Source organism: Streptomyces sp. NPDC001222, assembly GCF_042896945.1.
GTDB classification, from domain to species: Bacteria; Actinomycetota; Actinomycetes; order Streptomycetales; family Streptomycetaceae; genus Streptomyces; species Streptomyces gibsoniae.
Window position 1 is genome coordinate 16744 of the sequence record NZ_JBIAXT010000058.1, and the last position, 10493, is coordinate 27236.

Sequence of the window (10493 nt, forward strand, 5' to 3'; positions counted from 1 at the left end):
GACCGCCGGATCCCCACTCCGCCCAGCCGTGTTCCCGAAACACTCATCCCGCATTACGGACAGTCGTGTCCGTCCCTTGGAGCATCGGCGTACGCTCGACATGAGCTGAGAACTCTCCGAAGGAGCTAGCGACGATGCCCGAGCTGAGGTCCCGCACAGTCACCCACGGCCGCAACATGGCGGGCGCCCGCGCCCTGATGCGTGCCTCCGGTGTACCCGGTGCGGACATCGGACGGAAGCCGATCATCGCGGTCGCCAACTCCTTCACGGAGTTCGTGCCCGGCCACACCCACCTCCAGCCGGTCGGCCGGATCGTCAGCGAGGCGATCCGGGAGGCGGGCGGCATCCCGCGCGAGTTCAACACGATCGCCGTCGACGACGGCATCGCGATGGGCCACGGCGGCATGCTCTACAGCCTCCCCTCCCGGGACCTGATCGCGGACAGCGTGGAGTACATGGTCGAGGCCCACTGCGCCGACGCCCTGGTCTGCATCTCCAACTGCGACAAGATCACCCCGGGCATGCTGATGGCGGCCCTGCGCCTGAACATCCCGACGGTCTTCGTCTCGGGCGGCCCGATGGAGTCCGGCCGCGCCACCCTGGTCGACGGCACGGTCCGTACGCTCGACCTGGTCGACGCGATCTCCGACGCCGTGAACGACAAGGTCTCCGACGAGGACATCCTCCGTATCGAGGAGAACGCCTGTCCGACCTGCGGTTCCTGTTCCGGCATGTTCACGGCCAACTCGATGAACTGCCTGACCGAGGCGATCGGCCTCTCGCTCCCCGGCAACGGCTCGGTCCTGGCCACCCACACGGCCCGCCGGGCGCTGTACGAGGACGCGGCCCGCACGGTCATGGACCTCACCCGCCGCTACTACGAGCAGGACGACGAGACCGTCCTGCCCCGCAACATCGCCACCTTCTCGGCCTTCGAGAACGCGATGGCCCTCGACATCGCGATGGGCGGCTCGACGAACACGATCCTGCACCTGCTGGCCGCCGCCCAGGAGGCGGGCGTGCCGTTCGGTCTCGCGGAGATCAACGAGGTCTCCCGCCGGGTGCCGTGCCTGGCGAAGGTCGCCCCGAACGTGGCCAAGGACCGCACCTACTACATGGAGGACGTGCACCGCGCCGGCGGCATCCCGGCCCTCCTCGGCGAGCTGCACCGCGCGGGCTTGCTGAACGAGGACGTGCACGCCGTCCACAGCCCCTCCCTCGCGGACTGGCTCAAGACGTGGGACGTCCGCGGCGGCTCCCCCTCCCCCGAGGCGGTCGAGCTGTGGCACGCGGCCCCCGGCTGCGTCCGCTCCGCCGAGGCGTTCTCCCAGTCCGAGCGCTGGGAGGCGCTGGACGTGGACGCCGAGAGCGGCTGCATCCGGTCGGCCGAGCACGCGTACTCCAAGGACGGCGGCCTCGCGGTCCTCAAGGGCAATCTCGCGGTCGACGGCTGTGTGGTGAAGACGGCGGGCGTCGACGAGTCGATCTGGACCTTCGAGGGCCCCGCGGTCGTCTGCGAGTCGCAGGAGCAGGCCGTCGAGAAGATCCTCACCCAGCAGGTCAGGGAGGGCGACGTCGTCGTCATCCGGTACGAGGGTCCCAAGGGCGGCCCGGGCATGCAGGAGATGCTGTACCCGACCTCGTATCTGAAGGGCCGTGGCCTGGGCAAGTCGTGCGCCCTGGTCACGGACGGCCGCTTCTCCGGCGGCACCTCGGGTCTGTCGATCGGTCACGCCTCTCCGGAGGCGGCCTCGGGCGGCACGATCGCCCTGGTCCGGGACGGCGACCGCATCCGTATCGACATCCCGAACCGCACGATCGACCTTCTGGTGTCCGACGACGAGCTGGACGCCCGCCGCGCCGCCCTGAACGGCGTCTACGCCCCCGCGAACCGCGACCGCAAGGTCTCGGCCGCCCTGCGCGCCTACGCCGCGATGGCGACGAGCGCGGACAAGGGCGCGGTGCGTGACGTGACCAAGCTGGGCTGAACCACGTGAGGCCGGGCTGACCGGTGACGTGCGAGGGGGCCGTTCCTTCGGGAGCGGCCCCCTCGCACGTCACCAGAGCGACGGATCACGTCCGTCCACGCCGAAGACGGTGCCGTCGGGGGCGCCCGCGTAGACATGGCCGTCGACGATCACGGGCTCCGGCGGCGCCGCCGTCACCCGGTCGGCATGGGAGCCGAGGCGCGGCCGGGTCTGGCCGAGGAGCCGGCCGTCGCCCGCGTCGAACGCGAGCAGCCGTCCGTCGGCCGCGGTGAAGTAGACGTGCCCGCCGTCCGCGGCCGGCGCCGAGCCGCGGCTCACGGACGTCTCGACGTGCCAGAGCTGTCTGCGCCGGTCCATGTCGACGGCCTCCAGCGCGCCGCCGGCGGCCAGCAGATAGACCGCGCTGCCGTGGACGGTGGCATGGGCGCCGTCCAGCGGGAGGGGCAGCGCGACGGTGTGCGTCGACCGTGACGCGGGGGTGTAGCGGACCACGGCCTGCGCGCGCCCGTAGACCGGGTCCTCGGAGAGGAGGAAGACGGACCCGTTCTCGCTGCCGAAGGGTGTGAGGTTTCCCTTCATACGGGCGTCCCAGCGCACATCGCCCGTCTCCGCGTCCACCGCGGTGACCCGCGTGTCCGACCCGTCGTCGGACGTGCTCACGGCGTACGCCAGCGGGTCCCCGGCGAACGAGGTGAAGTGCGGCATGTTCTGGCCGGGGATCCGGTGGCTCCACCCGGTCCTCCCCGAGGCGCTGTTCACGCCGGTGACCGTCCCGTCGGCACCGGTGAGCAGGAGCGTGCCCCCCGCCTGCCGCATCGCGGTGTAGGCGGGCGTGTGCCGGTGCCAGCGGGTCCGGCCCGAGCCGGGATCCAGTGCCTCCAGAGGCTGGATCCGGGCCGGCAACGGCTGGACCAGACCGCCCGAGAGGACCGGGGGCCCGCTGCGGACGGCCGGGGCGTACCTGTGCCGCCACACCACGGAGCCGTCGAACGGGTCGAGGGCGAAGACCAGACCGGACTGTCCGCACAGCAGCTTGTCCGCACCGTAGGAGCACTGCGGCACGGCACTGTCCCCGGACGCGGGCTTCGCCTCCCAGGTGCGGAACGCGGCCAGCGTGGTGCGGGGACCGTCCGGCGTGGGACCGCCGTCGTCGAGCAGCCGCACGACGGTCCATGCGCCGCCCACCGCGAGACTGAACGCTCCCGCCACCAGAGCCATCCGGCCGAGCAGGCTCCGGGGCCGTCGGCCCGGCTTCCCGGCACGGGACTCGGGCGGCGGCTCACCGCTCGGGGTGTCACTCGTCGGGTCACCCGGGACGTCATCCGGTGTGCCGCCGGGAGCGCCGTTCGACGGGTCCCCCGAAGTGCCGCTCTGCGTGTCGTCGCGGCGCTGGGACGGTATGAAGGCCTGTGTGTCGTACGACGCCGCCACCGACCGCAGTTCCCGCATCAGCTCATCGGGAGTGGGCCGGTCCTCGGGCTCCTTGGCCAGACAGCCAAGGACCAGCGGCGCGAGGCCCTCCGGCACACCGGTCAGATCCGGCTCGTCGTGCACGACCTGGTAGGCGACGACATACGGGCTGTCGGAGTCGAACGGCCCGCGGCCCGTCGCCGCGTGCACCAGGACGGACCCGAGCGCGAAGATGTCGGCGGCCGGACCGACCTCCCTGGGCCGCCGGAACTGCTCGGGCGCCATGAACGGCGGAGTGCCGATCAACTTGCCGGTCTCCGTGCGCAGTTCGCTGTCCTTCGGCCGGGAGATGCCGAAGTCGATGACCTTCGGGCCGTCCTCGGCGAGCAGCACGTTGCTCGGCTTCAGATCCCGGTGCACGACCCCGACCCGATGGATGTCGCGCAGCGCCTCGGCGAGCCCCGCCATCAGCCGACGCAACTGGGCCGGCGCCATGGGCCCGTTCCGCTTCACATGGTCGGACAGGGTCGGACCGGGGATGAACAGCGTGGCCATCCAGGGCCGCTCGGCCTCGGGGTCGGCATCGACGACGGGTGCCGTGAAGGCCCCGCTAACCCGCCGGGCGGCAGCCACCTCCTGCCGGAAACGCCCCCTGAACTCCGGGTCCTTGGCGAACTCGGCATGTACGACCTTCACCGCGAGCTTCAGTCCCGAGGTGCTCCTGGCCAGATGCACCACACCCATGCCACCGGAGCCGAGGCAGGACTCCAGACGATAGTGACCGGCGTACTCGGGAAGTTCCGCTTCCGCGCCCGCTCCGGTGTTGCGCTGTGGCGCCATTCGACCACCCCCGTGACTGTTCGTCCGCGCGCGCGACGCACGGAGCCTAGTCGATGACTCGTGCGAGTCAGAGGCGGCTTGCTAGCCTCCGCGGGCGTGTCTCACATCGCGTTTCGCGATGTGATGCGCAGGGGATGAACGGGACCCCATGACAGTCATGGGGCTCAACGGGGGAGGTATTCCATGTCTGTCGACCAGGTCGGAGAAGCCAAGGACGACGGCGCGACGGAGTCCGTCGCGACCGCCGCGGCCGTGCGCTACTACGCGGTGGCCCCGGGGGTCCGGCTCAACGTCCGCAGCGGCCCCGGCACCGGCTACGGCGTCGTCCGGGTCCTGCCGGAGGGCGCCAAGGTGCCGATCTACTGCCAGACGCCGGGGACGACCGTCACCGGTCCCTACGGCACGAGCAACATCTGGGACAGCATCGACGACGGTGAGTACGTCGCGGACTCCTATGTGCACACGGGCAGCGACGGCTACGTCGCCCCCCGCTGCGGCTGAGCCGGACCGGGCCGGGGCCCTGCCCGCCGCCGGGGTGATAATCGACGCGTGAGCGACGAGAACGGCACTCCGGAGACCCCTGGCGGACCCCGCCCCGAACCGATCCGCTTCTTCGGCACGACCTGGGTGGACCACGACGGCGGCTACGGCGCCCGGCGCGCCGCGGTGGCCGTCGGCTCCCTCCTGGCCACCGCCGTCTCCGTCCTCGTACTGCGCTTCGCCTACCAGGGCCTGCAGATCGCCGATGTCGGCACACTCGTGACCGTGCTGGTGGTGGTGATGTTCGCGGTCTGCAGCGCGCTGGCGTTCGGGCACACCTGGGAGGCCTTCGGCAGGCGCCCCGACCCGGAGCGCCGGTCCTCGCTGCGCGGCCTGCTCGCGATCGGTTTCCTCGGCTCGCTGGTCGCCTACTTCATCCGTTCGCTGATCGAGGCCCCCGGCGAGAAGCTGCACCGCGAGGAGTACGACAGGGCCCGCGCCGCGCACCAGAAGCGTGCGTCGCGCCGCACGGGCAACCCGGCCCGCAAGCGCCGCTCCTGACCGGCGGCCCGCCTCTCACCTCCCGGGACCCGGCACCGGGGAAACCCGCTGTACCGGCACCCGCGGCGCGCCACCATGGACGTATGACCGTGCCGTCCAGCTCCGTGCGAGCCCACTCGTTCAATGCCGCCGCGGCGCAGTACGCCGCGAACCGCCCCTCCTATCCGCCCGCCCTCCTCGACGCGCTGGAGGAACTCGCCGACCGCCCCCTGACCGGCGCCCGCGTCGCGGACGTCGGGGCCGGCACCGGTATCGCCACCGCCCTCCTGCGGGCCAGAGGCGCACAGGTCCTCGGGATAGAGCCCGGCGCCGGCATGGCGGCCGAGTTCCGCCGCACCCTCCCCGACATCCCGCTGCTGCGCGGCGACGGCAACGCCCTCCCGCTCGCCACCGCCTCCGTCGACTTCCTCACCTACGCCCAGTCCTGGCACTGGACCGACGCCACCTGCTCGGTCCCGGAGGCCCTGCGTGTCCTGCGCCCGGGCGGCGCGCTCGCGCTGTGGTGGAACATGGACGCCCCGGACGTGCCCTGGATCACCGCGCAGGCGGAGCGCATCAAGCGGTACTTCGGCGCCGAGAACGCCACCAAGAACGGCGCCGGCGGCACGCGTCCCGAACTCGCCTTCAAGGGCGCCCCCGAGATCCCGGCCCACACCCACCGCGTGGTGCGCTGGAGCCGGACGGTGCCCGTCGACCTCCACCTCGCCAACATCGGCAGCCACTCGCTCTTCCTCGTCCACGGCGAGAAGGGGACACGTACCTTCCTCGCCGAGGAACGGGAGCACCTCCTCGAAGCCTTCCCGGACGGCTTCGTGGAGGAGGTCTACGACGTCCTGCTGATCGTGGCGCGACGTCCGTAGCCCCGAGGCGTCCCCCCGAGCGGGACCGAAGCCGCCGTGCCCCTGCGCCCGCACCGGCCCGGCGGCTCTCCCGTATCGACTCCGGGACGCCCTGCCGGAGACCTTCGCCCCTTGACGACCGGACCCGTGCGCGCCATATTCATCGCATGATGAATAATCGCCGCGCCGACCCACCCGGGCCCGAGGCGCCGGCACCCACTGCCACCGCACCCACCACACCCGCCGTCCACGCCGATCGGCTCATCGTCCGCCGCGGCACCCGCACGGTCCTCCGTCACCTCGGCTTCACCGTGCCCCGCGGCCGGATCACCGGGCTGCTCGGCCCGTCCGGCTGCGGCAAGTCGACCCTCATGCGGGCGATCGTCGGCACCCAGGCCAAGGTCACCGGCACCCTGGAGGTCCTCGGCCTGCCCGCCGGCTCCGCCCCCCTGCGCTCCCGGATCGGCTACGTCACCCAGGCGCCCTCCGTCTACGCCGACCTGACGATCCGCCAGAACCTCGACTACTTCGCCGCGATCCTCGACCCGGGCCGCGCCGCCGCCGACCGCCGCCACCACAACGTGACCCGGGCCATCGCCGACGTGGACCTCACCTCGCACGCCGACTCCCTCGCCGGCAACCTCTCCGGTGGCCAGCGCAGCCGTGTCTCCCTCGCGGTCGCGCTGCTTGGCACCCCGGAACTCCTGGTCCTCGACGAACCCACGGTCGGTCTCGATCCGGTCCTGCGCCGCGACCTCTGGGCCCTCTTCCACCGCCTCGCGGCCGACCGCGGCGCCACCCTCCTCGTCTCCTCGCACGTCATGGACGAGGCCGAGCGCTGCCATCGCCTTCTGCTGATGCGGGAGGGGGAGCTGCTCGCCGACGACACCCCTGAAGCCCTGCGCACCCGTACCGGGGCGGAGACGGTCGAAAAAGCGTTCCTGCACCTCGTCGACGAGGCGACGGAGCAGCGGACGGCAGGAAAGGAGACGGTTCGATGACCACGGCCACCGCCCACCCGGCCGGGAGGGCCCTCACCGTCTCCCGTGCGACGGCCACAGCCGCCCGCGTGCTGCGCCAGCTCCGCCACGACCCGCGCACCATCGCGCTGATGCTGGTCGTCCCGTGTCTGATGCTGGTCCTGCTCCGCTATGTCTTCGACGGCAGCCCGCGCACCTTCGACTCGATCGGAGCCTCGCTCCTCGGGATCTTCCCGCTGATCACGATGTTCTTGGTCACGTCGATCGCGACCCTGCGCGAACGCACCTCCGGCACCCTGGAACGCCTCCTCGCGATGCCCCTCGGCAAGGCGGATCTGATCGCGGGCTACGCCCTCGCCTTCGGCACGCTCGCGATCATCCAGTCCGCCCTGGCCACCGGACTGGCGGTCTGGTTCCTCGGCCTGGACGTCACCGGCTCGCCCTGGCTGCTCCTGCTGGTGGCCCTCCTCGACGCCCTGCTGGGCACGGCGCTCGGCCTCTTCGTCTCGGCGTTCGCGGCCTCGGAGTTCCAGGCGGTCCAGTTCATGCCGGCGGTGATCTTCCCCCAGCTTCTGCTCTGCGGCCTCTTCACCCCCCGCTCGGACATGCACCCGGCGCTGACGGCGCTCTCCGACGTCCTGCCGATGTCCTACGCGGTGGACGGCATGAACGAGGTCCTCCGCCACACGGACATGACGGCGACGTTCGTCAGGGACGTCCTGATCGTCGCGGGCTGCGCACTCCTGGTGCTCGGCCTGGGAGCGGCGACCCTCAGGCGACGCACGGCATAGGGGCGGTGCGGGACCGGGCCCGTGTCCCGCCCACCGGACAACCCGCCCCGCACGCCCACCCCGGTGCGAGGATGAACCCGGACGACGCAACCCCCGGAGGGCACCCGCACATGACCCAGAAAGTCGCAGTCCTCGGCACCGGAAAGATCGGCGAGGCCCTGCTCAGCGGAATGATCCGAGCCGGCTGGGCCCGCGCCGACCTCCTGGTCACCGCCCGCCGCCGGGAACGGGCCGAGGAACTCCGCAGCCGCCACGGCGTCACCCCCGTCTCCAACGCCGAGGCCGCGAAGACCGCCGAGACGCTCATCCTCACCGTCAAGCCCCAGGACATGGGCACGCTCCTCGACGAACTCGCGCCGCACATCCCCGCCGACCGCCTGGTCATCAGCGGCGCCGCCGGCATCCCCACCTCGTTCTTCGAGTCACGTCTCACCGCCGGCACCCCGGTGGTCCGCGTCATGACGAACACCCCCGCCCTCGTCGACGAGGCCATGTCCGTCATCTCGGCGGGCAGCCACGCCACCGAGGCCCACCTCGCCCACACCGAGGAGATCTTCGGAGCCGTCGGCAAGACACTCCGGGTCCCCGAGTCCCAGCAGGACGCCTGCACCGCCCTGTCCGGCTCGGGCCCCGCGTACTTCTTCTATCTGGTCGAGGCCATGACCGATGCCGGCATCCTGCTCGGCCTGCCCCGCGACAAGGCCCACGAGCTGATCGTCCAGTCCGCGATCGGCGCGGCCGTCATGCTCCGCGACAGCGGCGAGCACCCGGTGAAGCTCCGCGAGAATGTCACCTCCCCGGCCGGTACGACGATCAACGCCATCCGCGAGCTGGAGAACCACGGCGTACGAGCGGCCCTGATCGCCGCGCTGGAAGCGGCCCGCGACCGCAGCCGCGAGCTGGCGTCCGGCAACAGCTGACGGGTTGCCCACCGCCGGGAGGCCGGCGGTGGGCAACGCCCCCTCACTCCGCCGGCAGCAACCCGATCGCCCGGTACGCCGCGTCCACCTGCGGCCGGGCCATCCCTCTGGCCCGCTCCGCCCCGGCCCGCAGCACCCCGTCCACATACCCGGGGTCCGCGCACAGCGCCTTGTGCCGCTCCTGCACCGGCCGCAGCAACTCCACGACGGCCTCCGCCGTGTCCTTCTTCAGAGCGCCGTACGACCCGTAGGCGCCGCTCAGCTCCTCGGGGTCGCCCCCCTCACAGGCGGCCAGGATCTCCAGCAGGTTGGTCACCCCGGGCCGGGTCTCCGGGTCGTACACGACGTCCGACCCGCTGTCCGTCACGGCTCGCATGATCTTCTTCCGGACCACGTCCGGCTCGTCGAGCAGATAGACGATCCCCGGCCCAAAGTCGTCGGTTTTTCCCATCTTCGAGGTCGGGTCCTGCAGGTTCATGACCCTGGCCGCGACCGGCGGACGGGTCGCCCGGGGTACCACGAACGTGTGCCCGTAGCGCTGGTTGAACCGCACGGCCAGATCCCGGGTCAGCTCCACATGCTGCCGCTGGTCGTCGCCCACGGGCACCTCGTCGGCCCCGTACGCCAGGATGTCCGCCGCCATCAGCGCGGGATACGTCAGCAGCGACAGTCGCACGCTCCCGCCCCGCTCCCGCTCGCGCGCGGACTTCTCCCGGTACTGGATCATGCGCCGCATCTCGCCGTCGGTGGCCACGCACTCCAGCACGTACGACAGCCGAGCGTGCTCGTCGACATGGCTCTGCACGAACACGGTGCACAGATCGGGGTCGAGCCCCGACGCCAGCAGCAGCGTCGCCCCCTGGCGACTGAGCCTGCGCACCCGCGCCGGATCGTGGTCCACGGTCAGTGCGTGCAGATCGACTACGCAGAAGAGGGCGTCGGACTGGTGCTGGTCCACGTCGGCCCACCGCCGCATGGCACCCAGGTAGTTGCCCAGCGTCAGGTGCCCGGTCGGCTTGACCCCACTGAAGACCCGTGTCATCTCTCCACCTTCTGGTCGGACCGCCGCTGTCGGCCGGCCGCCCTCTTGTGGAGGAGATACAAGAACGGCCGCCGAAGCGGCGGCCGTTGAGTGCATACGTGAGTCCGGCCGCCGTCAGGCGGCCCACCACTGCTGGGTGCACGTACGCGAAGTCATGGACAAGAGAGTACGCCTGCACGGGGCGGTAGGGCACCGAGTTGACACACCCCAGGCCGATCCGTAAGGTTCTCCGAGTTGTCCGACGTGAGCGCCGACTCCGGTCGGTCCCCGGACAGCCACTCCGCAGGTACTCACCGTTCCTCGGCGTCACACAGCGCCGTGTGTTTCGTCGTGCGTATTTTCGGAATGAGGAATCCGCGTTCGAAGCATTTGCGAGGACGCAGCCCCCGATTAGCTCGGGAGCAAGGAATCCGCTAAAGTCTCACTCGTCGGAACGGCCCAAGGGCCGGGAGGGCAACCCCGGTTGACCGGGGATCAGGACTTGAAGAGCTCGAAAAGAGCCCGACGGGATCTGATAAAGTCAACACCGCCGGAAGGCCGAAAGGCCGGAAAGCGCCGAGGAAATCGGGTCGAGAAAAGATCTGATAGAGTCGGGAACACCGAAGGGAAGCGCCCGGAGGAAAGCCTGAGAGAGTCTCTCGG

At 71.1% G+C, this 10493-nt stretch carries 9 protein-coding genes; 7 read left to right on the plus strand and 2 right to left on the minus strand.

Annotation, left to right across the window (positions count from 1 at the left end):
• Positions 1–134 precede the first annotated feature (134 nt).
• Entirely contained in the window at positions 135–1988 is a 1854-nt protein-coding gene (gene ilvD / locus ACFY2Z_RS39830; RefSeq protein WP_390748887.1) for a dihydroxy-acid dehydratase, read from the plus strand.
• Positions 1989–2057: 69 nt separating this feature from the next.
• On the opposite strand, the gene ACFY2Z_RS39835 is transcribed toward ilvD, so the two are convergent.
• On the minus strand, positions 2058–4238 hold the full coding sequence (locus ACFY2Z_RS39835) for a serine/threonine-protein kinase (RefSeq protein WP_390748888.1): 2181 nt from the start codon (positions 4236–4238) through the stop codon (positions 2058–2060).
• A gap of 183 nt (positions 4239–4421) precedes the next feature.
• Between ACFY2Z_RS39835 and ACFY2Z_RS39840 the strand changes: the two genes are divergently transcribed.
• The 6 genes from ACFY2Z_RS39840 (at position 4422) to proC (ending at position 8809) form a co-directional block, all read left to right on the plus strand.
• Positions 4422–4739 (plus strand): SH3 domain-containing protein, encoded by a 318-nt coding sequence (locus ACFY2Z_RS39840; RefSeq protein ID WP_390748889.1) that lies wholly within the window; start codon positions 4422–4424, stop codon positions 4737–4739.
• 48 nt (positions 4740–4787) lie between these two features.
• Complete coding sequence (locus tag ACFY2Z_RS39845) at positions 4788–5279, plus strand: EamA/RhaT family transporter (RefSeq protein WP_390748890.1); 492 nt, start codon at positions 4788–4790, stop codon at positions 5277–5279.
• An 83-nt stretch (positions 5280–5362) separates the two neighbouring features.
• The gene (locus tag ACFY2Z_RS39850; RefSeq protein WP_390748891.1) at positions 5363–6139 is read left to right on the plus strand and encodes a class I SAM-dependent methyltransferase; all 777 of its coding nucleotides are present in this window, start codon (positions 5363–5365) and stop codon (positions 6137–6139) included.
• Between the two features lie 146 nt (positions 6140–6285).
• Complete coding sequence (locus ACFY2Z_RS39855) at positions 6286–7119, plus strand: ABC transporter ATP-binding protein (protein WP_390748892.1); 834 nt, start codon at positions 6286–6288, stop codon at positions 7117–7119.
• Positions 7116–7889 carry an ABC transporter permease gene (locus tag ACFY2Z_RS39860; protein ID WP_390748893.1) on the plus strand — a complete coding sequence of 258 codons (774 nt, stop codon included), beginning with the start codon at positions 7116–7118 and terminating at the stop codon, positions 7887–7889. Before ACFY2Z_RS39855 ends, ACFY2Z_RS39860 begins: the two co-directional genes overlap by 4 nt.
• A 110-nt stretch (positions 7890–7999) precedes the next feature.
• Entirely contained in the window at positions 8000–8809 is an 810-nt protein-coding gene (proC, locus tag ACFY2Z_RS39865) for a pyrroline-5-carboxylate reductase (protein ID WP_390748894.1), read from the plus strand.
• Between the two features lie 43 nt (positions 8810–8852).
• Here the strand turns inward: proC and trpS are convergent, their stop codons facing one another.
• Positions 8853–9851 carry a tryptophan--tRNA ligase gene (trpS, locus tag ACFY2Z_RS39870; RefSeq protein WP_390748895.1) on the minus strand — a complete coding sequence of 333 codons (999 nt, stop codon included), beginning with the start codon at positions 9849–9851 and terminating at the stop codon, positions 8853–8855.
• Positions 9852–10493: the final 642 nt, after the last annotated feature.

Coding starts and splice junctions, on each gene's coding strand:
- ilvD (WP_390748887.1), top strand. CDS start 135: ATGCCCGAGCTGAGGTCCCGCACAGTCACCCACGGCCGCAACATGGCG.
- ACFY2Z_RS39835 (WP_390748888.1), bottom strand. CDS start 4,238: ATGGCGCCACAGCGCAACACCGGAGCGGGCGCGGAAGCGGAACTTCCC.
- ACFY2Z_RS39840 (WP_390748889.1), top strand. CDS start 4,422: ATGTCTGTCGACCAGGTCGGAGAAGCCAAGGACGACGGCGCGACGGAG.
- ACFY2Z_RS39850 (WP_390748891.1), top strand. CDS start 5,363: ATGACCGTGCCGTCCAGCTCCGTGCGAGCCCACTCGTTCAATGCCGCC.
- ACFY2Z_RS39855 (WP_390748892.1), top strand. CDS start 6,286: ATGATGAATAATCGCCGCGCCGACCCACCCGGGCCCGAGGCGCCGGCA.
- ACFY2Z_RS39860 (WP_390748893.1), top strand. CDS start 7,116: ATGACCACGGCCACCGCCCACCCGGCCGGGAGGGCCCTCACCGTCTCC.
- proC (WP_390748894.1), top strand. CDS start 8,000: ATGACCCAGAAAGTCGCAGTCCTCGGCACCGGAAAGATCGGCGAGGCC.
- trpS (WP_390748895.1), bottom strand. CDS start 9,851: ATGACACGGGTCTTCAGTGGGGTCAAGCCGACCGGGCACCTGACGCTG.